Source organism: Methylobacterium sp. ME121 (assembly GCF_000974725.1).
In the GTDB taxonomy this organism is placed as follows: domain Bacteria; phylum Pseudomonadota; class Alphaproteobacteria; order Rhizobiales; family Beijerinckiaceae; genus Methylobacterium; species Methylobacterium radiotolerans.
This window is the reverse complement of the sequence record NZ_BBUX01000081.1, coordinates 1-25697: the sequence shown is the minus strand read 5'-3', so window position 1 is coordinate 25697 and position 25697 is coordinate 1. Positions and strand designations below refer to the sequence as shown.

30 protein-coding genes are annotated in these 25697 nt (G+C 70.0%); 22 read left to right on the top strand and 8 right to left on the bottom strand.

Annotation, left to right across the window (positions count from 1 at the left end; all coding sequences use genetic code 11):
- Window positions 1-77: 77 nt before the first annotated feature.
- From fusA to rpsL, 3 genes are all read right to left on the bottom strand, one after another.
- Window positions 78-2153: an elongation factor G gene (gene fusA / locus ME121_RS28760; RefSeq protein WP_012319184.1), complete on the bottom strand. Its 2076-nt coding sequence runs from the start codon at window positions 2151-2153 to the stop codon at window positions 78-80.
- Window positions 2154-2183: 30 nt separating this feature from the next.
- A complete protein-coding gene (rpsG, locus tag ME121_RS28755) occupies window positions 2184-2654 on the bottom strand; it encodes a 30S ribosomal protein S7 (RefSeq protein WP_012319183.1) in 471 nt (156 codons plus the stop codon).
- Between the two features lie 128 nt (window positions 2655-2782).
- On the bottom strand, window positions 2783-3154 hold the full coding sequence (rpsL, locus tag ME121_RS28750) for a 30S ribosomal protein S12 (RefSeq protein WP_007557568.1): 372 nt from the start codon (window positions 3152-3154) through the stop codon (window positions 2783-2785).
- 776 nt (window positions 3155-3930) lie between these two features.
- On the opposite strand from rpsL, the gene ME121_RS28745 reads away from it, so the two are divergent.
- The 17 genes from ME121_RS28745 to ME121_RS28665 all read left to right on the top strand — a co-directional run bounded on the left by ME121_RS28745 (window position 3931) and on the right by ME121_RS28665 (window position 14054).
- Complete coding sequence (locus tag ME121_RS28745; protein WP_206407034.1) at window positions 3931-4734, top strand: ABC transporter substrate-binding protein; 804 nt, start codon at window positions 3931-3933, stop codon at window positions 4732-4734.
- 19 nt (window positions 4735-4753) lie between these two features.
- Window positions 4754-5491, top strand: coding sequence for an amino acid ABC transporter permease (locus tag ME121_RS28740; RefSeq protein ID WP_012319181.1), 738 nt, complete (start codon window positions 4754-4756; stop codon window positions 5489-5491).
- A complete protein-coding gene (locus ME121_RS28735) occupies window positions 5488-6183 on the top strand; it encodes an amino acid ABC transporter permease (protein WP_053622362.1) in 696 nt (231 codons plus the stop codon). The genes ME121_RS28740 and ME121_RS28735 overlap by 4 nt, the downstream gene beginning before the upstream one ends.
- 197 nt (window positions 6184-6380) lie before the next feature.
- Window positions 6381-6758, top strand: coding sequence for a hypothetical protein (locus ME121_RS28730; RefSeq protein ID WP_024830095.1), 378 nt, complete (start codon window positions 6381-6383; stop codon window positions 6756-6758).
- Window positions 6759-7125: 367 nt separating this feature from the next.
- Window positions 7126-7494: a 50S ribosomal protein L14 gene (gene rplN / locus ME121_RS28725; RefSeq protein ID WP_010686182.1), complete on the top strand. Its 369-nt coding sequence runs from the start codon at window positions 7126-7128 to the stop codon at window positions 7492-7494.
- Window positions 7494-7808, top strand: coding sequence for a 50S ribosomal protein L24 (gene rplX, locus ME121_RS28720; RefSeq protein WP_012319178.1), 315 nt, complete (start codon window positions 7494-7496; stop codon window positions 7806-7808). The genes rplN and rplX overlap by 1 nt, the downstream gene beginning before the upstream one ends.
- Entirely contained in the window at window positions 7801-8367 is a 567-nt protein-coding gene (gene rplE, locus ME121_RS28715) for a 50S ribosomal protein L5 (protein WP_012319177.1), read from the top strand. The genes rplX and rplE overlap by 8 nt, the downstream gene beginning before the upstream one ends.
- A gap of 40 nt (window positions 8368-8407) precedes the next feature.
- A complete protein-coding gene (rpsN, locus tag ME121_RS28710) occupies window positions 8408-8713 on the top strand; it encodes a 30S ribosomal protein S14 (RefSeq protein ID WP_010686179.1) in 306 nt (101 codons plus the stop codon).
- Between the two features lie 10 nt (window positions 8714-8723).
- On the top strand, window positions 8724-9119 hold the full coding sequence (gene rpsH / locus ME121_RS28705; protein ID WP_012319176.1) for a 30S ribosomal protein S8: 396 nt from the start codon (window positions 8724-8726) through the stop codon (window positions 9117-9119).
- Between the two features lie 22 nt (window positions 9120-9141).
- Entirely contained in the window at window positions 9142-9675 is a 534-nt protein-coding gene (gene rplF, locus ME121_RS28700; protein ID WP_012319175.1) for a 50S ribosomal protein L6, read from the top strand.
- Window positions 9676-9685: 10 nt separating this feature from the next.
- Window positions 9686-10048 carry a 50S ribosomal protein L18 gene (rplR, locus tag ME121_RS28695; protein WP_059410021.1) on the top strand — a complete coding sequence of 121 codons (363 nt, stop codon included), beginning with the start codon at window positions 9686-9688 and terminating at the stop codon, window positions 10046-10048.
- Window positions 10049-10152: 104 nt separating this feature from the next.
- On the top strand, window positions 10153-10740 hold the full coding sequence (rpsE, locus tag ME121_RS28690; protein ID WP_010686175.1) for a 30S ribosomal protein S5: 588 nt from the start codon (window positions 10153-10155) through the stop codon (window positions 10738-10740).
- 12 nt (window positions 10741-10752) lie between these two features.
- On the top strand, window positions 10753-10944 hold the full coding sequence (gene rpmD, locus ME121_RS28685) for a 50S ribosomal protein L30 (RefSeq protein ID WP_012319172.1): 192 nt from the start codon (window positions 10753-10755) through the stop codon (window positions 10942-10944).
- A 10-nt stretch (window positions 10945-10954) separates the two neighbouring features.
- Window positions 10955-11458 (top strand): 50S ribosomal protein L15, encoded by a 504-nt coding sequence (gene rplO / locus ME121_RS28680; protein WP_012319171.1) that lies wholly within the window; start codon window positions 10955-10957, stop codon window positions 11456-11458.
- 151 nt (window positions 11459-11609) lie between these two features.
- Window positions 11610-12956 carry a preprotein translocase subunit SecY gene (gene secY, locus ME121_RS28675; protein ID WP_012319170.1) on the top strand — a complete coding sequence of 449 codons (1347 nt, stop codon included), beginning with the start codon at window positions 11610-11612 and terminating at the stop codon, window positions 12954-12956.
- Between the two features lie 170 nt (window positions 12957-13126).
- A complete protein-coding gene (locus ME121_RS28670; protein WP_012319169.1) occupies window positions 13127-13729 on the top strand; it encodes an adenylate kinase in 603 nt (200 codons plus the stop codon).
- A gap of 94 nt (window positions 13730-13823) precedes the next feature.
- The gene (locus ME121_RS28665; protein ID WP_059410020.1) at window positions 13824-14054 is read left to right on the top strand and encodes a hypothetical protein; all 231 of its coding nucleotides are present in this window, start codon (window positions 13824-13826) and stop codon (window positions 14052-14054) included.
- 62 nt (window positions 14055-14116) lie between these two features.
- On the opposite strand, the gene ME121_RS28660 is transcribed toward ME121_RS28665, so the two are convergent.
- Window positions 14117-14473, bottom strand: coding sequence for a hypothetical protein (locus ME121_RS28660; RefSeq protein WP_012319167.1), 357 nt, complete (start codon window positions 14471-14473; stop codon window positions 14117-14119).
- A gap of 250 nt (window positions 14474-14723) precedes the next feature.
- Here ME121_RS28660 and rpsM point away from each other — a divergent pair, with 250 nt between their 5' ends.
- The 5 genes from rpsM to rplQ all read left to right on the top strand — a co-directional run bounded on the left by rpsM (window position 14724) and on the right by rplQ (window position 18297).
- Complete coding sequence (gene rpsM, locus ME121_RS28655) at window positions 14724-15092, top strand: 30S ribosomal protein S13 (protein ID WP_012319166.1); 369 nt, start codon at window positions 14724-14726, stop codon at window positions 15090-15092.
- A gap of 172 nt (window positions 15093-15264) precedes the next feature.
- On the top strand, window positions 15265-15654 hold the full coding sequence (gene rpsK, locus ME121_RS28650) for a 30S ribosomal protein S11 (protein WP_010686167.1): 390 nt from the start codon (window positions 15265-15267) through the stop codon (window positions 15652-15654).
- Between the two features lie 34 nt (window positions 15655-15688).
- Window positions 15689-16561 (top strand): MBL fold metallo-hydrolase, encoded by an 873-nt coding sequence (locus ME121_RS28645; protein WP_012319165.1) that lies wholly within the window; start codon window positions 15689-15691, stop codon window positions 16559-16561.
- A gap of 108 nt (window positions 16562-16669) precedes the next feature.
- Window positions 16670-17689: a DNA-directed RNA polymerase subunit alpha gene (locus tag ME121_RS28640; protein WP_010686165.1), complete on the top strand. Its 1020-nt coding sequence runs from the start codon at window positions 16670-16672 to the stop codon at window positions 17687-17689.
- Between the two features lie 197 nt (window positions 17690-17886).
- Complete coding sequence (gene rplQ / locus ME121_RS28635; protein WP_012319164.1) at window positions 17887-18297, top strand: 50S ribosomal protein L17; 411 nt, start codon at window positions 17887-17889, stop codon at window positions 18295-18297.
- A 420-nt stretch (window positions 18298-18717) separates the two neighbouring features.
- Here rplQ and ME121_RS28630 read toward each other — a convergent pair whose 3' ends face one another.
- Genes ME121_RS28630 through ME121_RS28615 form a run of 4 tightly spaced genes read right to left on the bottom strand, consistent with a single transcriptional unit; the run spans window position 18718 to window position 25686 of the window.
- Window positions 18718-20604 (bottom strand): response regulator, encoded by a 1887-nt coding sequence (locus tag ME121_RS28630; RefSeq protein ID WP_059410019.1) that lies wholly within the window; start codon window positions 20602-20604, stop codon window positions 18718-18720.
- Entirely contained in the window at window positions 20601-22319 is a 1719-nt protein-coding gene (locus ME121_RS28625) for a response regulator (protein ID WP_059410018.1), read from the bottom strand. The genes ME121_RS28630 and ME121_RS28625 overlap by 4 nt, the downstream gene beginning before the upstream one ends.
- Window positions 22316-23383 (bottom strand): chemotaxis-specific protein-glutamate methyltransferase CheB, encoded by a 1068-nt coding sequence (gene cheB, locus ME121_RS28620; RefSeq protein ID WP_012319161.1) that lies wholly within the window; start codon window positions 23381-23383, stop codon window positions 22316-22318. The genes ME121_RS28625 and cheB overlap by 4 nt, the downstream gene beginning before the upstream one ends.
- Window positions 23380-25686, bottom strand: a complete 2307-nt coding sequence (locus tag ME121_RS28615; RefSeq protein WP_024830100.1) for a hybrid sensor histidine kinase/response regulator — start codon at window positions 25684-25686, stop codon at window positions 23380-23382. The genes cheB and ME121_RS28615 overlap by 4 nt, the downstream gene beginning before the upstream one ends.
- Window positions 25687-25697 lie beyond the last annotated feature (11 nt).

The following is a 25697-nucleotide window of genomic DNA, read 5'->3' as shown; positions in this document are numbered from 1 at the left end:
TGGCTTGGTGCGGGAGAACTTTTCCTTGCCCATCAGAGCCTCCTAGATTCGAATTCGCGTTGCGGAAGAAGAGATGCTTAGGCGTACTTGGCGATGACCTTGTCGGCCTCGCCGCGCGGCACCTCTTCGTAGTGGTCGAACTGCATCGTGAAGTTGGCGCGGCCCTGGGAGAAGGAGCGCAGCTGATTCACGTAGCCGAACATGTTGGCCAGCGGCACCATCGCGTTGATGACGTTGGCGTTGCCGCGCATGTCCTGGCCCTGGATCTGGCCGCGGCGGGCGTTCAGGTCGCCGATGACCGAGCCGGTGTACTCTTCCGGCGAGACGACCTCGACCTTCATCACCGGCTCGAGCAGGACCGAGCCGCCCTTCTGCAGGGCCTCACGGAAGGCCGCGCGGGAGGCGATCTCGAAGGCGAGCGCCGACGAGTCGACGTCGTGGTAGGCGCCGTCGACCAGCTCGACCTTGACGTCGACGACCGGGAAGCCGGCCAGCACGCCGGCGCCGAGCACCGAGTTCAGGCCCTTCTCGACGCCCGGGATGTACTCCTTCGGCACCGCGCCGCCGACGATCTTCGACTCGAACGAGAAGCCGGCGCCCGGCTCGTTCGGCTCGACCACGAACTTCACGCGGGCGAACTGACCGGTACCGCCGGTCTGCTTCTTGTGCGTGTAGTCGATCTCCTGACGGCGGGTCAGCTTCTCGCGGTAGGCGACCTGCGGCTGGCCGATATTCGCGTCGACCTTGTAGGTGCGGCGCAGGATGTCGACCTTGATGTCCAGGTGGAGCTCGCCCATCCCCTTGAGGATGGTCTGGCCCGACTCCTGGTCGGTGGAGACGCGGAAGGACGGATCCTCGGCGGCGAGCTTCGAGAGCGCGATGCCGAGCTTCTCCTGGTCGGCCTTCGACTTCGGCTCGACGGCGATCTCGATGACGGGCTCGGGGAACTCCATCTTCTCGAGGATCACGGCCTTCTGCGGGTCGCAGAGGGTGTCGCCCGTGCGGGTATCCTTGAGGCCGGCGAGGGCGACGATGTCGCCCGCGAAGGCCTCCTTGATGTCCTCGCGGTTGTTGGCGTGCATCAGGAGCATGCGGCCGACGCGCTCCTTCTTGTCGCGCGACGAGTTCAGGACGTTGGCGCCCGTCTCGACCTTGCCCGAGTACACGCGGCAGAAGGTGATCGTGCCGACGTGGGGATCGTCCATGATCTTGAAGGCGAGCATGGAGAAGGGATCCGAGTCCGACGGGTGACGGACGGTCTCTTCCTCGGTCTTGAAGTCGATGCCCTTGATCTCGCCGCGATCGGCCGGGGAGGGCAGGTAGTCCACGACGGCGTCGAGGAGCGGCTGCACGCCCTTGTTCTTGAACGCCGAGCCGCAGAGCACCGGGTGGAAGGCGCGCAGCTGCACGGCCTTGCGCACCAGGGTGCGCATCGTCGCCTCGTCCGGCTCGTTACCGTCGAGGTAGGCGGACATGGCGTCGTCGTCGAGCTCGACGCAGGCCTCGACCAGCTTGGTGCGGTACTCGACGGCCTGGTCCTTGAGGTCGGCCGGGATCTCGGTCTCGTCGAAGTTGGCGCCGAGCGCCTCGCCCGACCAGACGATCGCCTTCATCTTGATGAGGTCGATGACGCCCTGGAAGCTCGACTCGGCCCCGATCGGGAGCTGCAGGCACACGGGCTTGCCGGCGACGCGGTCGATGATGTCGGCGACGCACTTGAAGAAGTCGGCGCCGATCTTGTCCATCTTGTTGACGAACACGACGCGCGGCACGTCGTACTTGTCGGCCTGGCGCCACACGGTCTCGGTCTGCGGCTCGACGCCCTGGTTGCCGTCGAGCACGCACACGGCGCCGTCGAGCACGCGGAGCGAGCGCTCCACCTCGATGGTGAAGTCGACGTGGCCGGGGGTGTCGATGATGTTCAGGCGCTTGTCGCGCCAGAAGCAGGTGGTCGCAGCCGAGGTGATCGTGATGCCACGCTCCTGCTCCTGCGCCATCCAGTCCATGGTGGCGGCGCCCTCATGGACCTCGCCGATCTTGTGGGACTTTCCGGTGTAGTAGAGGATCCGCTCCGTGGTCGTGGTCTTGCCGGCATCGATGTGGGCCATGATGCCGAAGTTGCGGTAGTCCTCGATCGCGTGCGTGCGGGGCATCGAATTGCTCCTGAGAGACGGCGGAACCGCTTACCAGCGGTAGTGCGAGAAGGCGCGGTTGGCTTCCGCCATCCGGTGCGTGTCTTCGCGCTTCTTGACGGCGTTGCCGCGGTTGTTGGCGGCGTCGAGCAGCTCGGCCGAGAGGCGCTCGACCATGGTGCGGTCGTTCCGCGAGCGCGCGGCCTGGATCAGCCAGCGGATCGCCAGCGCCTGGCGGCGCTCGGTGCGGACCTCGACGGGGACCTGGTAGGTCGCGCCGCCGACGCGGCGGGAGCGGACCTCGATCATCGGGGCCACGTTGTCGAGCGCGGCGCGGAACACCTCGATCGGGTTGGCGCGGGCGCGGTTCTCGACGATGTCGAAGGCGCCGTAGACGATCCGCTCGGCGGTCGACTTCTTGCCCTCGTACATGATGGAGTTCATGAACTTCGTCAGCACCACGTCCCCGTACTTCGGGTCCGGGATGATCTCACGCTTCTCGGCAGAGTGACGACGGGACATATTCTGAGACTCTCGAACAAAAAGATCTTAAGCGCCCCGCGCAGGTCGCCTCAGCCCTGAGGCCGGCGACATCCTTACGAGGCCGTGGAAACACGGACCGGCGCCCGGGAAATATCCGGGCGTCCGACTTACTTCGGCCGCTTGGCGCCGTACTTCGACCGGCGCTGCTTGCGGTTCTTCACGCCCTGCGTGTCGAGCACGCCGCGCAGGATGTGGTAGCGCACGCCCGGAAGATCCTTCACGCGGCCGCCGCGGATCATCACCACGGAGTGCTCCTGAAGGTTGTGACCCTCGCCCGGGATGTAGCCAATCACCTCGAAACCGTTGGTGAGGCGCACCTTGGCGACCTTCCGGAGCGCCGAGTTCGGCTTCTTCGGGGTCGTCGTGTAGACGCGGGTGCAGACGCCGCGCTTCTGCGGGCAAGCGTCGAGCGCCGGAACCTTGTTGCGGCTCCGCTGGATCTTCCGCGGCTGGGCGATCAGCTGGTTGATCGTCGGCATCCTGTGCCCTCTTCCTCGGTCACCTAGTCCGAACTGCGCAGGGCAGTCCGCAAAACGAATATGCGCCGGAGGGCCTGTCACGGACCCTCGGCGCGGTGTGGGCAGAGGAGCACGCCCGAAACGAACGCGCTCGTACCTACGGATCTGACTTACAGCGTCAGGCGATTTGAACCCTCGGAGCGCTCGGGGCGATGGCGGCGGCTTCCGGGGGTTTGCCCGTGGGCCGTCGGCAGGCGATGGCCGTCCGAAGTGGCGCGCTTCTAGACGCGGTTGCCCCTCAGGTCAATGCGGTTACGGCAGAAAACTGCACCGCGGCTGAGGTTAAGGATCGGTCAAGGCCGCGCCATCTGGCGCCGCGCCTGCGCGACCGCTGTCGGATCGCTTATCGCCCACGGCTGTCGGCCGGGTCAACGCAGACCGGCCGGGCCGCGCCACTTCCGGCGCCACGCCCGCGCCGGGGCGGATCGAGGAAGACCTGCCCTCCGGCACGGCGGGAAAATGCGTCCCTCGCCGCCGGCGGTCTCGGCGAGATCCCCACGCCGTCAGAGAATAAAGGAAATCTTTTCCCGTTGATTCAGCCGCATGCTCGAGATGATGATGGGTCGTTTCCCGACTCAGCGCCCGCGCTGTCGCTCATCTGAGCGCAGCATGGACTGAATCAATACGCATCTCGATCTGTTAATTCTTCTCCACACGCACAGCCAGACCGAGAACATCCGGGAAACTGGGCAATACCTTCACCTGTACGGACTTCCGACGATCTGATGGAGCTACCTGTGCGCCGCCTCTTCGCCTTCGCCCTCGCCATCGTCCTGTCTGCGGGCCCCGCCCTGGCCGACCGTCTGGACGCCATCCGACAGGCCGGCGTTCTCCGGGTCGCCGCCTTCGACAGCAACCCACCTTTCGGTTTCGTCGATCCGGCGACGAAGCGGATCAACGGCCTGGACGTCGAGTACGCGCAGGCCATCGCCGACGCGCTCGGCGTCAAGCTGGAGGTTCGGCCCACCAATCCGGCGAATCGGATCCCGCTGCTCACCTCCGGCAAGGTCGATCTGGTTCTGGCGAATTTCACCATCACGGACGATCGGGCCAAGCAGCTCGATTTCAGCATCCCGTACTTCGCCTCCGGCCAGCAATTCCTGGCGAAGAAGGGCACCCTGTCGTCGCCGGAGCAGCTGAACGGGCTCCGGATCGGCGCCGACAAGGGCACAACCAATGAGATCGTCCTGCGCCGCGATTTCCCGAGGGCCATCGTGGTAGCCTTCGACGACACGCCCTTCGCCTTCACGGCGCTGCGCAACGGCAACGTTCAGGCGATCACGCAGGACGGTCCGAAGCTGGTCGGGCTGCTCGCGAAGGTGCCGGACCGGGAGAACTACGAGATTCCCGCCTTCAGTATCTCCAACGACTATATCGGCGTCGGCATCCCGAAGGGCGAGACGCGCCTGCGGGATCTCGTGAACGAGACTCTGCGCGGCCTGGAGGCGAGCGGGCGGGCGGCCGCGATCTACGACCGCTGGTTCGGGCCCGAGACCGAGCAGCCCCTGCCGCGCCTGTTCCGGATCGGGGACCGTAGCTGACCGAGTCGGCCCGGCACCGATGACTCCACTGGTCGGCGACGCGCTCGCGCCGCGCTACCTCGCCTGGCTGCTGCAGGGCTTCGGCGTCACCCTGGCCCTGTCGGCAGCCACCTGCCTCGCCGGCACAGCGCTGGGCTTCGCGGCGTGCGGGCTGCTGGAGGCGGGCGGCCGCGCGGGACGCGGTGTCGTCACCCTCTCGGTCGGCATCGTCCGCAACACGCCGCTGCTGGTCCAGCTCTTCATCTGGTACTTCGCGGTCGCCGCCGCTCTGCCGCACGGCGTGACGGCCTGGCTCAACGCGCCGCACGTCCTGGACCTGGGACTCGGCGCCCTGCGCTGGCCCGCCTACGAGAGCCTCGCCGGGTTCTGCGGGCTCGCGCTCTACGCGGGCGCCTACATCGCCGAGGAACTCCGCGCCGGCATCGGGGCCGTCCGGTCCACCCAGCGGGAGGCCGCCCTCGCCCTGGGCCTGGCGCCCGTCCAGGCGTTCCGCCACATCGTGCTGCCCCAGGCCCTGCGCGTCGCCTGGCTGCCGATCGTCGGCCAGTACCTGAACACGCTCAAGAACACCTCGCTGACCATGACGATCGGCCTCGCGGAGTTGTCCTACGCGTCCCGGCAGGTCGAGACCGAGACCTTCGAGACCTTCCAGGCCTTCGGCATCGCGACGCTCCTCTATGTCGGCGCGGCGGCCGCGGTGGAGACGGCCGGGCAGATCCTCGGCCGCCGGTTCCGTCCCCCGGGACGGCACCGATGAACCCCTCGGTCGTCATCGACAATCTCGGCTACCTGCTGGTCGGGGCTTGGCCCGACGGACCGGTCGGCGGGCTTGCCCTGACCCTGATTCTCTCCGGCCTGTCCGGTCTCGCCTCGGCCGCACTCGGGCTCATCTTCGGCGTCGTCCTGGCCGTGAGTGCGGGTGCCGCCCGGACGATCCTCACCGCCGGGCTCGGCTTCCTCCGCGCCGTGCCGGTCGTGATGCTGATCTTCTGGACCTACTTCCTGCTGCCGATCCTGTTCGGCGTGTCGATCCCGGAGGCCGGTACGGTCGCAGCGGCGCTGTCGCTCGTCGGAGGCGCCTACCTGTCCTACGGCGTGGCGTCGGGCATCGCGAGCGTCGGCCGCGGCCAGTGGGAGGCCGGCCTGGCGCTCGGCCTCGGTCCCTGGCGCACCCTGCGATTCGTCATCCTGCCGCAGGCGCTGCGCGCCATGGCGCCGTCCTTCGTCAACCAGTGGACCACGCTCATCAAGGACACGTCGCTCGCCTACGTGATCGGCGTGCCCGAATTGTCCTTCGTGGCCGCGCAGGTGAACAACCGCGCCATGATCTACCCGGCCGAGATCTTCCTCTTCGTCGGTGCCGTCTACGGCGTCCTGTGCGTCTCCCTGGACGGGCTGGCCTCCCGTGTGAGGAGGCCCGGCAGGGTCCCGGCGCATCGCGCCAAGTGACGGAGCGGCCGAGGGGCCCACGCGCCCGAGCCGGCCCGCGGGACGTGGCCGATTCCTCCGGGCACACGCGCAAGGCGTACCGGATCGGGGCAGGCGCGCGCCGGCACGGTCTACGGAGAATTAAAGCGATCCATCGAATTGTCGCGCTCATCGGGCGGCCAGGTCGCCGCCGCAGGTTCGCGTCGAGAGTGTTGCGTATGGGTTGCGTCGCGGTCAGCAACGTCGTTCCGTTCCGGCGGCCGATTCCCGCCCAGGCCCCCGGCGAGCGGGAGGCGCGCAACCGTCGCCGCAGCGAGCAGCGCTCCCTGCTGGACGCGGTCTACGCCACCGGCAGCATGGTCGTCGCCGCGGAGGATCGCGGCCTCAAGCTCACCGCCTCGCGGCTGCAAGTCTACGGCTTCCTGGCGATCGAGGAGGTGGGCGAGGACGGCCGGATGCGGCGGCTCCGCCCGTCCGAGGCGATTCGCGCCCGCTCGGAGCGGCCCTGGCGCCTGTCGAAGCCCGCGAGCGGGGCCTCGGTCACCATCCCGAGCCTCGACGGCTTCCTGTTCGAGACGGCCGGCCAGCCGATCTGATCGATTCCGACCGCCGCGCGACAACCGACCGGTGCGCCGACAGGCGTGCCGGTCGTCGCGCGTCCGGGGCCCGGGCTCCGCCAGGGCACCGCCAACAGGCCCCGACGCCGGATCAGCCCCCGATGCGGCGGCGACGATTTCCCGCCGGTCGGCTTGCCATCGGCGGCCGCCCGTAGTATGCGCCCGGCCTTCGCGACATTTCCGATGGGTGCTCGCACCCCGTGAACGCGGTGACCGCGCCGGTGTCTCAAAACACCGCCAGCGCGGTCGAACACATGAGCCGGGGACGTCAGGTCCCCATCAGGCGTCGTCCGCCGGGCAATACCGTCCGTGTGCGGAAACCCGCCTGAAACAAGGAGTCACGCACGTGATCCAGATGCAGACGAATCTGGACGTTGCCGACAACTCGGGTGCACGCCGTGTGATGTGCATCAAGGTTCTCGGCGGGTCGAAGCGCAAGTATGCCGGCGTGGGCGACGTGATCGTCGTCTCCGTCAAGGAGGCGATCCCGCGCGGTCGCGTCAAGAAGGGCGACGTCATGAAGGCGGTCGTCGTCCGCACGGCCAAGGACGTGAAGCGCGCCGACGGTTCGGTGATCCGCTTCGACAAGAACGCCGCGGTCCTGATCAACAACCAGAAGGAGCCGATCGGCACCCGTATATTCGGACCGGTGCCGCGCGAGCTCCGCGCCCGCAACCACATGAAGATCATCTCCCTGGCTCCGGAGGTGCTGTAATGGCTGCCAAGATCAAGAAGGGCGACAAGGTCGTCGTGCTCACCGGCCGCGACTCGGGCCGGTCGGGCGAGGTGATCCAGGTTTTGCCGAAGGAAGGCCGGGCCTTCGTGCGCGGCATCAACCTGGTGAAGAAGCACCAGAAGCAGACCCAGAACCAGGAAGGCGGCATCATCTCCAAGGAGGCCGCCATCCAGCTCTCGAACATCGCGGTGGCGGACGCCAACGGCAAGCCGACCCGCGTGGGTTTCCGCATCCTCGAAGACGGGCGCAAGGTCCGGTTCGCCAAGACCACGGGGGATCAGATCGATGGCTGAGGCCGACAAGAACGCCTACACCCCGCGCCTGCGCAAGCACTACGACGAGGTGGTTCGCCAGAAGCTGATCGAAGAGTTCGGCTACAAGAACCCGATGGAAGTGCCGCAGATCACGAAGATCGTGATCAACATGGGCGTCGGCGAGTCCACCGCGGACTCGAAGAAGGCCTCGGTGGCGGCGGCCGATCTGGCCCTGATCGCCGGCCAGAAGCCGGTCATCACGAAGGCCCGCAAGGCCATCGCGACCTTCAAGGTCCGCGAGGGCATGCCGATCGGCTGCAAGGTGACCCTGCGCAAGCAGCGCATGTACGAGTTCATGGACCGGCTGATCACCATCGCGCTGCCGCGCGTGCGTGACTTCCGCGGCCTGAATCCGCGCTCGTTCGACGGCCGCGGCAACTACGCCCTGGGTCTCAAGGAGCACCTCGTGTTCCCGGAGATTTCCTACGACAAGGCCGAGCAGATGTGGGGCATGGACATCGTCGTGGCGACCACCGCCAAGACCGATGCCGAGGCCAAGGCGCTGCTCGCCGCCTTCAAGTTCCCGTTCCGGCAGTGAGGCCCTCGGGTCTCAGACGCGGACACCGGAGATAGACGACATGTCGAAGAAAAGCTCAGTCGAGAAGAACGAGGCCCGCAAGGCGCTGGTGAAGCGCTTCGCGGCCAAGCGGAAGGCGCTCCTGGAGATCGCCAACAACGACGCCCTCGAGATGGAGGAGCGCTTCGAGGCGCGCCTCAAGCTCGCGGAACTGCCGCGCAACTCGTCGGCCACGCGCATCCGCAACCGTTGCGGCATGACCGGCCGTCCGCGCGCCTATTACCGCAAGATGGGCATCTCGCGCGTGGCGCTGCGCGAGCTTGGCAACCGGGGCCTGATCCCCGGCCTGGTCAAGTCGAGCTGGTAAGGAGGTCCCCATGGTCAACGATCCCGTGGGCGACATGCTCACCCGCATCCGCAACGGCCAGCTGCGCCGTCGCAACGTCGTCCAGACGCCCGGCTCGCGCCTGCGCGCCAGCGTCCTCGACGTCCTGAAGGCCGAGGGCTACATCCGCGACTACGCGGCGACGGACCTCGGCAACGGCCGCACCGAGTTCGCCATCGAGCTCAAGTACTACGACGGGCGCCCGGTGATCCGCGAGATCAAGCGCGTGTCGAAGCCGGGCCGCCGGGTCTACTCGTCGGTCGGCGAGCTGCCGCACGTGGCCGACGGCCTCGGCGTCACCATCGTCTCCACCCCGCAGGGCGTCATGGCCGACCACGAGGCGCGCGAGCGCAACGTCGGCGGTGAAGTGCTCTGCACCGTGTTCTGATCGGGACGGAGGAGGTTATCCCATGTCTCGCGTAGGCAAGAAGCCGGTCCCCGTGCCGGCCGGCGTTACCGCCACGGTCACCGGTCAGACGGTGAAGATGAAGGGTTCGAAGGGCGAGCTGTCGTTCGTCGTTCCCGCCCTCGTCAACGTGGCGATGAAGGACGGCGCCATCGAGGTGCAGCCCGTCAACCAGTCCAAGCCGGCGCGCTCCCTGTGGGGCACGTCGCGGGCGCAGATCGCCAACATCGCCGAGGGCGTCTCGAAGGGCTTCGAGAAGAAGCTCGAGATCACCGGCGTCGGCTATCGCGCCGCGATGGCCGGCAAGGCGCTCAAGCTGTCGCTCGGCTACAGCCACGACATCGAGTACGCGATCCCCGCCGGGATCACGATCGCGACCCCGAAGCCCACCGAGATCACGATCTCCGGGATCAACCGCCAGCAGGTCGGTCAGGTCGCCGCCGAGATCCGCGAATACCGCGGACCCGAGCCATACAAGGGCAAGGGCGTGAAGTACGCGGGCGAGTTCATCTTCCGCAAGGAAGGCAAGAAGAAGTAAGGAGGGCATCATGTCTCGCAAGCTCGAAGCCCTCGATCGCCGCAAGGCGCGCGTCCGCCGCGCGCTGCGGGCCGCCGCCAACGGCCGCCCGCGGCTCTCGGTGTTCCGCTCGTCGAAGCAGATCTACGTGCAGGTCATCGACGACGTCGCCGGCAAGACGCTGGCCTCGGCCTCGTCGATCGACAAGGCCCTCAAGGGCGAACTCAAGACCGGCGCCGACATCGCCGCCGCCACCGCGGTGGGCAAGCTCGTCGCCGAGCGCGCCAAGGCCGCGGGCGTCACGAAGGTGATCTTCGACCGCTCCGGCTACATCTATCACGGCCGCGTCAAGGCCGTGGCCGAGGCCGCCCGCGAGGGTGGCCTGGAGTTCTGAGTCACGACGGCGGGCCGGGCGGATCCTCTTCGCCCGGCAGATCCGAAACCCGATCGAGCGAGCGGCCCCGCCGGCCGCGTCAGTGAGATGGACAGGTAGACAACATGGCACGTGAACGTGAAGGCGGGGGCCGCGGCCGCCGCGAAGACCGCGAGGAGCGCGACAGCGAGTTCGTGGACAAGCTCGTCCACATCAACCGCGTCGCGAAGGTGGTGAAGGGCGGCCGGCGCTTCGGCTTCGCCGCCCTCGTCGTCGTCGGCGACCAGAAGGGCCGCGTCGGCTTCGGCCACGGCAAGGCCCGCGAGGTGCCGGAGGCGATCCGCAAGGCGACCGAGGCTGCCAAGCGCGGTCTGATCCGCGTCTCGCTCCGCGAGGGCCGGACCCTGCACCACGACGTCAACGGCCGCCACGGCGCCGGCAAGGTGATCCTCCGCGCGGCCCCGCAGGGCACCGGCATCATCGCTGGCGGCCCGATGCGCGCTGTATTCGAGACGCTCGGCATGCAGGACGTCGTCGCCAAGTCGCTGGGATCCTCGAACCCCTACAACCTCGTGCGCGCCACCTTCGAGGCGCTCAAGAACGAGGACAGCCCGCGCTCCGTGGCGGCCCGCCGCGGCATCAAGGTGTCGAGCCTCCAGGCCCGTCGCCGCGACGCCGACCCGGCCGACCAGTCCGAAGCCGCGGTCGCGTAAGGGGAGGGTCCGATGGCACAGAAGACTCTCCGCGTCGAGCAGATCGGCTCGCCGATCCGCCGCGAGGCCAGCCAGCGCCAGACGCTGATCGGCCTCAAGCTCAACAAGCTCCACCGCGTGTCCGAGCTGGAGGACACGCCCTCCGTGCGCGGCATGATCCGCAAGGTTGCGCACCTCGTGCGCGTCCACGGCGACGTGGCGTGAGGAGGTCCCGATGAAGCTCAACCAGATCAGCGACAATCCCGGCGCCACCAAGGACCGGATGCGCGTGGGCCGGGGCATCGGCTCCGGCAAGGGCAAGACCGCGGGTCGCGGCGTGAAGGGTCAGAAGGCCCGGACCGGCGTGGCCATCAAGGGCTTCGAGGGCGGTCAGATGCCGCTGCATCGTCGCCTGCCGAAGCGCGGCTTCAACAACCTCTACGCCCAGGACCTGAACGAGGTGAACCTCGGCCGGATCCAGGAGGCCGTCGACGCGGGCAAGCTCGACAAGGCCGCCACCGTCACGGTGGAGAGCCTGGTCGCCGCCGGCATCATCGCCCGTCCCCGCGACGGCGTGAAGCTGCTCGGTGTCGGCGAGCTCACCGCGAAGCTCAGCTTCGAGGTCACCCGCGCCTCCAAGTCCGCCGTCGAGGCGGTCGAGAAGGCCGGTGGCTCGGTCAGCGTCGTCTACGCCCAGGGTGCCTCCACCCGCGGCGGCAGCGAGGCGGCCACGGCCTGACGGACGCGACGGGGCGACCGCGGGACCCGTTGCACGGGCTCCGCGCACCCTTTAAGCCGATCCTTCGAGCGGCGGCCCTGCGACCACGCGGGCCGCCGTTTTCATTTCATCCGGGCCGGTCGCCCGGCGACACTTCCAGGACGCGACGCTTATGGCCTCAGCCGCCGAGCAGCTTGCCGCCAATCTCAATTTCGGTGCGATCGCCAAGGCCGATGAGCTGAAGAAGCGCATCTGGTTCACGCTCGGCGCGCTCGTGGTGTTCCGGCTGGGCACGTACATCCCGATCCCCGGCATCGACCCGGAGCAGTTCGCCCGGAACTTCCAGCAGCAGGCGGGCGGCGTGCTGGGCCTGTTCAACATGTTCTCGGGCGGCGCCGTGGAGCGCATGGCGATCTTCGCCCTGAACATCATGCCCTACATCTCGGCCTCGATCATCGTGCAGCTCCTGACCTCGGTGATCCCGAGCCTGGAAGCGCTGAAGAAGGAGGGCGAGTCGGGCCGCAAGGTCATCAACCAGTACACCCGCTACCTGACGGTGGTGCTGGCGCTGGTTCAGTCCTGGGGCATCGCGATCGGTCTCCAGGGCTCCTCGGCCGCGATCGATCCGGGCCCGTTCTTCCTGGCCTCGACGGTGATCACGCTGACGGGCGGGACCCTGTTCCTGATGTGGCTCGGCGAGCAGATCACCTCGCGCGGCATCGGCAACGGCTCGTCGCTGATCATCTTCGCCGGCATCGTGGCCCACCTGCCGGTGGCGATCGCGGGCGCGCTCGAACTCGGCCGGACCGGCGCCCTGTCGCCGGCGATCATCCTGGGCGTGGGCGTCGCCGCCGTGGCGCTCGTCTACTTCATCGTGTTCATGGAGCGCGCCCAGCGCCGGCTGCTCATCAACTACCCGAAGCGCCAGGTCGGCAACCGCATGTACGAGGGCCAGACCTCGTTCCTGCCGCTCAAGCTCAACACCTCGGGCGTGATCCCGCCGATCTTCGCCTCGTCGCTCCTGCTGCTGCCGGCCACCGCCGCGAGCTTCTCGGCCAACGGTGGCGCCACCGGCTGGCTCGGCACGGTCACCGCCTATCTCGGCCACGGCACGCCGCTGTTCATGGTGCTCTACGCGGCGCTGATCATCTTCTTCACGTTCTTCTACACGGCGGTGGTGTTCAATCCGCAGGAGACGGCCGACAACCTGAAGAAGCATGGCGGCTTCATCCCGGGTATCCGCCCAGGTGAGCGCACCGCGGCCTTCATCGACAAGGTGCTGACCCGCATCACGGTGATCGGCGCCCTGTACCTGACCTTCGTGTGCCTCTGCCCGGAGATCCTGTCGTCCTACGCGGCGGCCAGCCTCGGCTTCGGCGGCACCTCGCTGCTGATCGTGGTCTCGGTCACGATGGACACGGTGGCGCAGATCCACGGGCACCTGATGGCCCATCAGTACGAGGGCCTCGTGAAGAAGGCCAAGCTGCGTGGCGCCTCGACCACGCAACGGCGGCGCTGAGCCTGCTACAGAGGCGGGCCGATCCCGAGGACTCTTCCGCCTCTGGCCCAAAGGTCTGGATGCCTCACCGGCCCGGACAGGCTAGAAAATCCCGAACCCGGCGATGCCAGGGAGGCTTCGCCACCACGGCTTGTGCCCACTGAGAGAGTGGGCCGAACGAGGACAACGCCATGCGTATCATTCTGCTCGGGCCGCCCGGTGCGGGGAAGGGGACGCAATCCGAGCGGATCGTACAGCGCTTCGGCATCCCGCAGCTCTCCACCGGCGACATGCTCCGCGCCGCGGTGGCCGCCGGCACGCCGGTCGGCCTCGAGGCCAAGGCCGTGATGGAATCCGGCGGCCTCGTCTCCGACCGGATCGTCGTCGGCATCGTCGCCGACCGGATCGAGGAGCCGGACGCCCGCCGCGGCTTCATCCTCGACGGCTTCCCGCGCACGGTCGCGCAGGCCGAGGCGCTCGGCGAGATGCTCGCCAGCAAGGGTCTGAGCCTCTCCGCGGTCGTCGAGCTGAAGGTCGACGAGAACGCCCTGGTCGGCCGCATCGAGAAGCGCGCCGCCGAGACCCTGGCCCGCGGCCAGGCCGTGCGGAAGGACGACACGCCGGAGGTGTTCAAGCAGCGGCTCGAGGCCTACCGCGCCCAGACGGCGCCCCTCTCCGCCTACTACGCGCAGAAGGGCACGCTGGAGACCGTCGACGGCATGCAGCCGATCGACAAGGTCACCGCCGACCTGATGGCGGTGCTGGAGCCCCACGAGGAGCGCGTCGCTTCCTGAAGCGATCGCGGCGCGCTGACCGATAAGTGAAGCGCGCCCGTGAACCCGGCGCGATCGCGGAGGGTTATGGGGCGGATCCACGATCGGAAACGCCATGACCATCCGCCTCTTCGCCACCGCCTCGCTCCTGCTCGCGGTGGCCCTATCGCCGCTGCCGGCCTTCGCGCAGAGCCCGGCCCAGTCCTTCGTGTACGGCCAGAAGCGGTTCCGCCACGCCTGCCGGCCGCCGCTCAAGTACGCGGCGGGGACCTGCGTTCGACGCTGCCCGGCGGGCTACCAGAACATGGGCGGCTACTGCCGGCTGCGGAACCAGGGCTTCCGCTGAGACGCGGTCCGCGCGCAGGGGGCGCGGTCCCGAGATCCGGCGATCACCCCCGGCTCCGTCGTTCAGATCCGCCCCTCGCGGCGGAGGCTCCCGAAGAAGTTGACGATGTCCATCTGCAGCGACCGGTGGCCGAACAGGCGGAACGGGTAGCCTTCGGCCGTTCCGTCGCGCAGCTCGATCATCGCCGTCATCGTGTTGTAGCGGAACACCATGCGGCGTCCGGCGAGGGTCGCCCAGAGCAGCGGCGGCCCGCCGTCCCCGTCCTGGAGCGCGACCGAGCCGGGCTCCGCCTCGGCGAGCACGCCGCCGATCACCGCCAGCGTCACCGGCATGACCTCTTCCAGCGTCTCTTCCGCGGCGCGCAGCACCGAATCGGCGAAGGCCCGCAGGGTCGCGCCGTCGCTCGTCAGGACCGCCATCTCCGCTCCTCGATCACACATTGTGGGCGCGCACCGTGCGCTTGGGGGGACAGAACGATGGCGACCCGTCGTTGACATCGGGCCGCCCGCGCGCTAGCAGGCCCTCCTTCGTCCAACCGAACGATGGTCCGAGGTGCCCTGTCCGGGGCCGCCCGCGGGCCGCGTCGTCGTTTCACGCGCGCAGGGGCCGGCCTCCACCGGACGCGCGCGACACCGGCCCGGATCATCGGGCCCCAGATGGAGAGTGATCGTGGCCCGTATCGCAGGCGTCAACATCCCGACCAACAAGCGCGTCGTCATCGCGCTCCAGTACATCCACGGCATCGGCGCCAAGAAGGCCGAGGAGATCACCCAGAAGGTGAACATCCCCGCCGAGCGTCGCGTCAACCAGCTGACCGACGCCGAGGTTCTGCAGATCCGCGAGACGATCGACCGCGACTACCTCGTCGAGGGCGACCTGCGCCGCGAGGTCTCGATGAACATCAAGCGCCTGATGGATCTCGGCGCCTACCGCGGCCTGCGTCACCGCAAGCAGCTGCCGGTTCGCGGCCAGCGCACCCACACCAACGCCCGCACCCGCAAGGGCAAGGCGAAGCCGATCGCCGGCAAGAAGAAGTAAGTTTTGGGATCGGGAGGCTGCGCTTCGCTCGGCCTCCTTCCCGTCACGCCGGGTGTCCCGCGGGGGGCCCGGCTTTGGCACGGCGATCCTGCACGGACGCGCCGGCCAAGTCCCAAAAACAATCCCGAGCGCCTGGTGTTACGGGCGTGCCTGAAGGAAGAGTGAGACGAGAATGGCCAAGGAACCGCAACGCGTCCGCCGCCGCGAGCGCAAGAACATCGTGTCGGGCGTCGCCCACGTGAACGCCTCGTTCAACAACACGATGATCACCATCACGGACGCGCAGGGCAACACGATCTCGTGGTCGTCGGCCGGCGCGATGGGCTTCAAGGGTTCGCGCAAGTCGACCCCGTACGCCGCCCAGGTCGCCGCCGAGGATGCCGGCCGCAAGGCCGCCGAGCACGGCATGCGCACCCTCGAGGTCGAGGTGTCGGGTCCGGGTTCGGGCCGTGAGTCCGCGCTCCGCGCCCTCCAGGCGGCGGGCTTCACGGTGACCTCGATCCGCGACGTCACCTCGATCCCGCACAACGGCTGCCGGCCGCGCAAGCGCCGCCGCGTCTGATCCGAGCCTGCGAAGCCCTTTGACGGAGAAGCTCATGACGGGATCGAAGCCGCTTCCGGGCGTGCTGCGTTGGAAACTCGGCGACCTCACGGTCACCGCGCTCAACGACGGCTGGTTCCAGGCCAGCCTCGATCTCGTCACGGGCATCTCCAAGGAGGAGGCCGGGCGGCTCCAGGTGGCGGGTTTCCGCACCGAGCAGCCCAAGATCACGCTGAACGCCTTCCTGATCACGGGTCCCGGCCTCAAGCCGACCCTGATCGACACGGGCTACGGCGATCTGGCGCCAGCGCCGACCCTCGGCCGGGCCGGCGCGGCGCTCGCGGTCACCGGCGTGACGCCGGAGGAGATCGGCACGGTGCTCGTCAGCCACCTGCACCCCGACCATGTCGGCGGTCTCGTGAAGGACGGCGCGGCGCGTTACCCGAACGCCGAGATCGTGCTGCACGCCGACGAGGCGGCGCACTGGCTTCCCGACGCGGCCCTGGCCCAGGCGCCCGAGGCCGCGAAGCCCTATTTCGAGGGCGCCCGGAAGTCCCTGGCGCCCTACGCCGGCAAGGTGCGCGAGCACCGCGGCGGCGAGGTCCTCCCGGGGATCACGGCGGTCCATCTGCCCGGACACACGCCGGGCCATTGCGGTTTCCGCATCGTCTCCGGTGGACAGTCGCTGATGATGTGGACCGACGTGGTGCACCTGCCGGCGATCCAGTTCAAGAACCCGGAGGCCGGCGTCGGCTTCGACGTCGACGGCGACCAGGCCCGGGAGACGCGCAAGCGGATCCTGGACGAGGTGGCCAGCGAGCGGACGCTCATCGCCGGCGGCCACCTCGAATTCCCGGCGCTCGGCTACGTGGACCGGGACGGGGCTGGCTACAGCTTCGTGCCGGTGCTGTGGGTCGGCGGCGAGTAACGGCGGACAGACATTCAGGGACCGTTCGGGGCGCCAGGGGGCGGCACCGAGCGGCCGAAGCGCGGGGACGGGCGTCGCGGATCCCGGGCAAGGACGAGAGGTAGGATCGTGGTCATTCAGAAGAATTGGCAGGAACTGATCAAGCCGAACAAGCTGCAGGTCACGACCGGCGACGACCCCAAGCGGGTCGCCACGGTCGTCGCCGAGCCGCTCGAGCGCGGCTTCGGCACGACGCTGGGCAACGCCCTGCGCCGCGTGCTCCTGTCGTCGCTCCAGGGCGCGGCCGTGACCTCGGTGCAGATCGACGGCGTGCTGCACGAGTTCTCGTCGATCCCGGGCGTGCGCGAGGACGTCACCGACATCGTCCTCAACATCAAGACCATCGCGATCCGCTCGCAGACCGATGCGCCCAAGCGCATGACCCTGCGCAAGACCGGCCCGGGCCTCGTCACCGCCGGTGACATCGGCACGGTCGGCGACATCCAGATCCTGAACCCCGACCTCGTGATCTGCACGCTCGACGACGGCGCCGAGATCCGCATGGAGTTCACGGTCGCCACCGGCAAGGGCTACGTCCCGGCCGAGCGCAACCGCCCCGAGGACGCGCCGATCGGCCTGATCCCCGTGGATTCGCTGTTCTCGCCGGTCACCAAGGTCAGCTACCGCGTCGAGACCACCCGCGAGGGCCAGGATCTCGACAAGGACAAGCTGACCATGACGGTCGAGACCAACGGCGCGGTCTCGCCGGAGGATGCCCTGGCCTACGCCGCGCGCATCATCCAGGACCAGCTGCAGGTCTTCGTGAACTTCGAGGATCCGCGCAAGGAAGAGGCCGCGCCGCTCGCGCCGCAGCTGCCCTTCAACCCTGCGCTGCTCAAGAAGGTCGACGAGCTGGAGCTGTCGGTCCGCTCGGCGAACTGCCTGAAGAACGACAACATCGTCTACATCGGCGACCTGATCCAGAAGTCCGAGGGCGAGATGCTGCGGACCCCGAACTTCGGCCGCAAGTCGCTCAACGAGATCAAGGAAGTGCTCGCCGGCATGGGCCTGCACCTCGGCATGGACATCCCCGGCTGGCCGCCGGAGAACATCGAGGATCTCGCCAAGCGCTTCGAAGAACACTACTGAGAGGCGCAGCCGCCTCGGGCCGAACTGGGCGGCGCTAGGCGGCGCCGCTCGTAGGGCCGATCGAGACCCGGGACCTCGCCGAGCCGACGCGAAGTCCCGCAAAATCCCGCCGCGGGGTCAAGCGGAGAGCAACAGCCTCAACGGGGCACCCGGCCGTACCGTGGCACGGCGGCCGAGACCAGAAGGAAGCCAGCACCATGCGTCACGCCTATCGCGGCCGCCGTTTCAACCGCACCGCCGAGCATCGCAAGGCGATGTTCGCCAACATGTCCGCCGCGCTGATCAAGCACGAGCAGATCATCACCACCCTGCCGAAGGCGAAGGACCTGCGTCCGGTCGTCGAGAAGCTGATCACGCTGGGCCGCATCGACAGCGTGCACACCCGCCGCCTCGCCATGGCGCAGCTGCGCGACGCCGACATGGTCAAGAAGCTCTTCACCGTGCTCGGGCCGCGCTACAAGGGCCGGCCGGGCGGCTACTGCCGGATCATGAAGGCGGGCTTCCGTCAGGGCGACAACGCCCCGCTCGCGGTGATCGAGTTCGTCGACCGCGACGTCGACGCCCGTGGCAAGGATTCTGGTCCGAGCCAGGTCGCCGACGCCGCCTGATCGGCACCGGGCGTCCCGACGCTGCCGGTCCCTGAGAAGCCGTCCCGGATCCTCCGGGGCGGCTTCTCGCGTTTCGGCGCGCTCGGTCTCGCAGCCGGCGTGGAGCGATCGAGGGCGCATGAAAAAACCCGCCGGCTCGCGCCGACGGGTCTGTAGCAGGGTCCACGTCTCGGATGGTCGCGGGAGCTCGCCCTGGCGGCCCGTCTCAGACAGGCCGGGAACTCGACCGCGCCGCGCTCCGAAAACCCCTATCCCTGCCGGGACTCGTCCGGTGGACCGTCCTGGTCCAGGTCGTTGTCACGCCTGCGGCGCGGGAAGATGCCGTGATTGCTCATGGTCCACCTCCTCTTCGTAACCCGGGGGCCTGCGAGCCCCACGGAGAGAGAATGAGCCGGCAATCGATTGGTTGCAAGCCCCCCGTCAGGTGGCGGGCTCGGCCCCGCCGTCGAGCAGCGTCGCGACCCGAGCGGCGAGATCGGCGGAGCGGAACGGCTTCGTGAGGACCGGCAGGTCGTCGGGGATCTGCATCGCCTCGGCATGGCCGGTGAGGATCAGGACCGGCAGGCCCGGATCCCGGTCGCGGATCTCGGCGGCCAGGTCGATGCCGCTCATGCCGGGCATGGCCAGGTCGGCCACGACGATGTCGTAGCGGCCGTCCTGGAGGAGACGGAGGGCGGCCTCGCCGTCGCCGGCCTCCGTGGTGCTGTGGCCGAAGGCGGTGAGGAACGAGGCGGTCACGTGGCGGACCTGCGGATCGTCGTCGACGATCAGGACGCGGGCGCGCCGTCCGGCGACCGGGACGGCACCGGAAGCCTCCGCGGCCTGCTCGGGCGCCTGATCGGCGAAGGGGAGGGCGAGTTCGACGCGGGTGCCACGACCGACCACGCTGTCGATCACCAGCCGCCCCTTGGATTGCTGCGCGAGGCCGAACACCATGGCGAGGCCGAGCCCCGTACCCTGGCCGACAGCCTTGGTGGTGAAGAACGGCTCGCAGACCCGGCGCAGGATCTCCTCCGGAATGCCGGTGCCCTCGTCGGTGACGCTGATGCCGAGATAGGGACCGTCGGCGATCTCGGGATCGCCGCTGATGGCGAGCCGGCGCGTCGCCACCGTGATCGCGCCCCCGTCCGGCATCGCGTCCCGGGCGTTGATGCACAGGTTGAGCACGGCGAGCTCGAGCTGGTCCGGATCGACCTGGACCGCCGGCAGACCGTCCTCGAGGTCGGTCCGGACCGTGACGAGGCCGCCGAGGCTCCGGCCGAACAGGTCGCTCATGCCGGTGATCAGGGTGTTCACGTCGACGGGGCGCGCCTGGAGGTCGTGGGCGCGGCTGAAGCTCAAGAGACGCTTGGTCAGGGACGCCCCGCGCTCGGCGGCGCCGCGGGCGTTCTCGATCAGGCGCTGGACCCGCGGCTGGTCGGCGACCTTCGGGCCGGCGAGCTCGAGGCTGCCGAGGATCGCGGTCAGCAGGTTGTTGAAGTCGTGCGCGATGCCACCCGCGAGGGTGCCCAGCGCCTGCATCTTGTCCGACTGGCGCAGGCGCGCCTCCAGGGTCCGCTGCTCGGTCACGTCGCGCTCGATCATCGCGAGGTGACTGATCGCCCCGCTCGCGTCGCGGATCGGCACCCGCGTCACGTGGCTCCACTGCTCGGCGCCGGTCGGGCCGTCGCTGATGAGGCTTTCGGCCACCGCGCCGGACCGGACCGCCGCCGCGTCCGCCGCCGTCACGGCCTCGGCCTTCGGTCCAAGAAGTTCGTCCTCGCGCCGCCCGAGGCTGGCGGCGACGTCGTGGCCCAGGAGGGCGGCCTTGTGGCCGTTCAGCCGCACGAAGCGGCCCGCCGCGTCCTTGAAGCTGATCGCGTCCTGGGCGTGGTCGAGGAGTCCGCGCAGGAGCGCCCGCTCGGTGGCGAGGTCCCGGCCGAGGCGGTGGCGCTCGAAGGCCTGCCGGACGGTGGAGCGGAGCAATCCGGCATCCCAGGGCTTGGTGACGTAGCCGACGATGCCGCCCCGGTTGAGGGCGGCGATCACCGCGGTGATGTCGGCGTAGCCGGTCAGCAGGATCGCCTGCGCGTCGTGGAAGGTGCGGGCCTCGGCGAGGAGCGCGTCGCCCGTGAGGCCCGGCATCCGCTGGTCCGAGAGCACGACGGCGATGTCGGGCTCGGCGCGCAGGATCTCCAGCGCCTCGGCCGGGCGCGAGGTCGTCAGAACCCGGTAGGACTCCTCGAACAGGTCCTCCAGGGCGATCAGGATGTCCGGCTCGTCGTCGACGGCCAGGATCGTCCCTACACCTGCCGTACCGTCACTCATGCACTGGCCGCCTGCCGCGGAATCCCGATCACGAAGCAGGCTCCCCCACCCGGGGCCGTCTCCACGGTGAGCGAGCCGCTATGCGCTTGAACGACGCTGTAGGCAATCGCAAGACCCAGGCCCGTACCGGATCCGACCGGTTTCGTCGTGAAGAACGGCTCGAAGATCTTCTCGCGCAGCGTATCTGGAATGCCGGGACCGGTATCGCTGATGCGAATCTCGTCGAGTTCGGGGTTCGACTGCGTCGTGATCCGGATCGTGCCGCCCTGCGGCATGGCGTCGGCGGCGTTGCCCAGGATGTTCATCACCGCCTGGTTGAGCAGCGCCGGGGTGCAGTGGATCTCGGCACGCCCCGCGAAGCTGCGCTCCACGGCGATGCGCTCGCCGAGCTTGTGCTGGATCAGCGCGAGGACCGTCTCGATCGCCTCCGGCACGTTGACCAGGGCGCGCTCGCCCTCGTCGAGGCGCGAGAACTTCCGCAGGTTCAGCACGAGATCCTGGATCCGGGTCAGCCCCATCCGCATCGAGCCGACCCGCTGCCGGGCCTTGTCGATGGCGCGTGCGGCCGCCTCCGGGGCGGCGTCCGGCAACTCGCCGAGCAGGCGCTCGACCGTGCCCTGGTGGGCCAGGATGAAGGCCAGGGGATTGTTGATCTCGTGGGCGATCCCGGCCACCAGCTCGCCCAGCGAGGCCATCTTGGCGGCCTGGACGAGCTTGGACTGGGCCTCGGTGAGCTGGCGGTTGGCGTCGGCGAGGTCGCGATTGGCCCGTTCCAGGGCGTCGGCGAGGCGCGCCCGGGCCTCGGCCGCTTCGGCCTCGGCGCGGGCGCGCTCCACAGCCCGCTCGCGCTCGCCGAACTGGCCGGCGATGCGCCGGTCATCCTCCTCCAGGAGGCGCCGCCGCACGAAGCCGCGGACCCGCAGCGCCAGCACCTCGGCGTCGGTCTTCGAGACAACGTCGTCGGCGCCGGCCGCGTAGGCCTCCACGAGGAAGTCCTTGGCCGGATCGCTGCCGGCGATGCCGACGAGGTGGAAGCCCGCGCCGGCCGCCTGGCCGGAGCGCCGCTGGCTGATCGCCCGGCACAGGGCGAGGCCGTCATAGGCGTGGCCCAGGAGATCGACCGTCACGCAGTCGAAGGCCTCGTCGCCGGCCGCCGCGTCCAGGGCGGCCAGCGCCGCCTCCGGCCCGTCGACGCTCGCCACATGGTGTCCGTCCTGGCCCATCACGCCGGCCAGGAAGGTCCGGTAGGTGGCGCTGCCGTCGATCACCAGGACGCGCCCCCGCCGGAAGGCGGCCGCGCCCGGCCCCTCGCCGTCGGTCGTCGGGCGGCGCTCGCGCAGCAGGGCGCGGATGCGCAGGATCATCAGGTCGCGGTCGGCGGATTTCGGCAGGTAGGCGTCGGCGCCGCTCTCCAGGCCCTGGCGCTCGCCGCCGCTGCCGCCGGTCAGCATCAGGACGGGCAGGGCCCGGGTGCGCAGGGACAGGCGCATCTGCCGGATCAGCTCGTCGCCGTTCATGCCCGGCAGGTGGTAATCGGCCACCACGAGGTCGGGCTGGCTGCGGTTGAGATGATCGAGGGCGGTCTCGGCGGAGGCGCAGCGCTCCACCGCGAAGCCGTGCGCCTCCAGCAGCAGGCGCAGTTCCAGGGCCTGCGTCTCCGAATCCTCGACCAGCAGGATCCGGGCCGGCACCTCGGACGTGCCGGCCTCGCTCACGGCCGCGCCCCCGCATCCACGAGGCGCAGGACGTGGTCGGCGACGCGGTCGAGGGGCAGGACGGCCCGGGCGGCCCCCAGACGCACGGCCGCCGCCGGCATGCCGTAGACGACGGCGGTGCTCTCGTGCTCGGCCACGGTCTGGGCGCCGGCCTTCTGCATGTCGGCGAGCCCGACGGCCCCGTCCTCGCCCATGCCGGTGAGCAGCACGCCGATGCCGGACGCTCCGGATTGCCGGGCCATGGACCGGAACAGCACGGTGGCGGCCGGGCGCTGGCCCGAGACCGGCGCGGAATTGATCACCCGCAGGATCCGGCCGGAGCCGATCTCCAGGTGGCGGTCGCCCGGTGCCACGTAGACCCGGCCGGGTTCGGCGCGCTCGCCGTCCTGGGCGAGGGAGACCGGCAGGGTCACGACGCTGTCGAGCCAGCTGGCGAACCCGTCCATGAAGGCCGCGCCCATGTGCTGGACGACCAGGACCGGCAGCGGGAAGTCCTTGGGCAACGCGCCGATCACCCGCGCCAGCGCCGGCGGACCGCCCGTGGAGGCAGCGATGCCCAGGAGGCTCGGGGCCTGCCCGGGCAGTTCGGCCGGCGGCGCCTGGGGCGCGGCGGCGCCGCGGCCGGCCCACTCGGTGCCGATCGGGCGGCGGCGGATGACCGGAACCTGGGCCATGATCCGCAGCTGCGTGCAGATCTCGCCGGCCACACCCTCGTAGCCGGCATGGGTCGTGGCCACGGGCTTCTCGACCACCGACAGGGCCCCGGCCCGGAGCGCGTTCATCGAGATGCGCAGGGAGGAATCCTCAACCGAATCCGCCACCACGACGATCGGGGTCGGAAGCTCGGCCATGATTCGGCGGGTCGTCTCCAGGCCGTCGATGCCGGGCAGGCGGATATCCATCGAGATCACGTCCGGTCGCACGGTCCGGAGCTTGTCGAGGGCCTCCTCGCCGGAGGCGACCGCGGCCACGAGCTCGAGGCGGGGGTCGCGGGAGACGATGTGGCGCAGCAGCTCGCGCACCACGAGACTGTCCTCCACGAGCATCACGCGGACGGGGGTCATAGGAGCTGCCCGATCGTATCCAGCAGCTGGCGCTGGTCGAACTTCTGCTTGGTCAGGTAGGCGTCGGCGCCGAGATCCAGGCCCCGGGCGACGTCGGCGGCGTCCCCGCGGGAGGTCATCAGGATCGTCGGCAGCCGGGCGAAGCGCTCGTCGGCCCGCAGGGCCTTCAGGAGGCCGAACCCGTCGAGGCGCGGCATCTCCACGTCGGCGAGAACCAGATTCACAGGCTCGATCTCGGCGCGCAGCCGGTCGAGGGCGTCCTGCCCGTCGACGCACACGACCACGCGGTAGCCGGCGGCTTCCAAGATTCCCTTCTCCAAAGTCCGGGTGGTGATCGAATCGTCGACGACCAGGATCGTGGCGCGCGCGGACGCGCCCGGCGTGGCGTGAGTCGTCGAACGTGGAGCCGGCGCCATCGTTCCGAGCGAACTGCCCGAGATTCCGGCCTGGGCGCGCGCCGCGAGCCCCTCGGGGTCGAGGACGAGCACGGGCACGTCCCCGTGCAGCACCGCCGTGCCGGCGATCAGCCCCGGATCGGCGCCGAAATCCGGCGCGGGCAGGACCAGGAACGGGCGGACGTCGTGCAGGCGGTCGACCGCCAGGGCCAGACGGCCGCCGCCGGTCCGCAGCACCACGGCGGTCAGCGTGCCGGGATCGGCCGGATCGGCGACCTGTCCGAGGATCGCGGCGAGATCCGTCACCGGGTGGCTCGTCGCGGCCTCCCCGTCGCCGAGGCGGACGATCGTCCGGCCCATGGCGACGGGCAGCTCGCCGCGCTTCAGGCGCAGGAGGCGCTCCACGGCGCCCCCGGGGAGCGCGTAGCTGCGCCCGGCCGCCTCGACCAGCAGCAGGCTGCGCCGGGCCGCCGAGAGCGGCAGGCTGAAGATCAGGGCGGTGCCGGCCGGGTCGCGCGGCTCCAGGCGGACGCTGCCCATGAGCTGGCGGGCGGCGTCGGCGGCCACCGAGAGGCCGTAGCCGCGCCCCGACAGGGTGTCGACCGCCTCGGCGGTGGAGAAGCCGGGCTCGAACACGAGGCGCAGCAGGGTGTCGGGTTCCGCGGCGGAACCGGGGGCGAGGAGGCCGCGCTCGCGGGCCGCCGCCTCGATCCGGGCAAGGTCCGGGCCGGGCCCGTCGTCGAACACGGTGACCTGGAGGCGGGAGCCGCGCACCGCGACCTCCAGGCCGAGGCCCAGGGCCTCCGGCTTGCCGGCCGCGCGCCGCACCTCCGGCGCCTGCCAGCCGTGGCTGAGGGCGTTGCGCAGGGCGTGGAGCAGCGGATCCTTCAGGGCCTGCAGCGTGCCGCGCTCCACCGGCAGATCGAGGCCCCGCAGGTCGAGATCGACCTCGCGGCCCTGCTCCCGGGCGGTCTCGCGCAGCGACCGGGCGAGGGGGGCCAGGACGGTCTCGGCCGGGACCAGGGCGAGGCGCTCGGCCGCGGCGCGGACGCGGGTCGCGGCACCCTCGACCGCGCTCGTCGCGGAGGCCTGGCGCCGCGACAGGTCCGCGGCCTCCCGGGCGAAGGCGCCCGCGCGCGCCGCGAGGGCGCGCCACTCGGGCCGCTCCGCGCCGGCCCCGGCCGCGAGCGCCTCGGCGCCGACGCGCAGGTCGCGGGCGAGGCGGGCGAGCCGGGCGAGCCCGTCGGCCGCGGGCGCCTGGCCCGCCAGGGTGCTGGCGAGATCGTGGCTCGCCCGGGCCAGCGCCTCGACGGCGTCGGCCGGCACCCGCAGGATCGCCGCGGAAGCCTCCGCCGGCTCGGGGCCGGGCTTCGGCGCGGGGGCGGCCGGCGCCGGCGGTGCGGTCGCGGCCGGCGGGGATGACGGCGCGGCGGGCGGACGCGGTGCCGGGCTCGGCGTCGGATCCGGCGACGGAGCGGCCTGTGGTGCTGGCGGTGGAGCGGGTGATGGAGCTGGCGAGGGCGCCGGCTGCGCCTCGCCCGGGAGCCGGAGAACACGGCCGAGGGCCGCCAGGGCGTCGGACGGCATGTCCGGACCGGCGCCATCGGTGAGGCCGGCGACGTACGACTCGATCCGGTCGAGGGCGAGGTGGACGGCGTTGGCCGCCTCGCGATCGAGGGCGGTGGTGCCGGTCCGCACGCCCTCGAACAGAGTCTCGAGACGGTGGGCCACCGCCTCGACTGCCGGAAGGTCGACGGCGCGGGAGGCTCCCTTCAGGCTGTGGGCGCGGCGGAAGACGTCGTTCCAGTCCGGCGTGGCGCTGCCGAGCGCCCCGCGGATCGCCGCCACGTGCTCCCGGTGCTCGACGTCGAAGGCGGCGAGCAGGAGCTTGCGGATATCCTCGGCCAACGGGGTGCCCG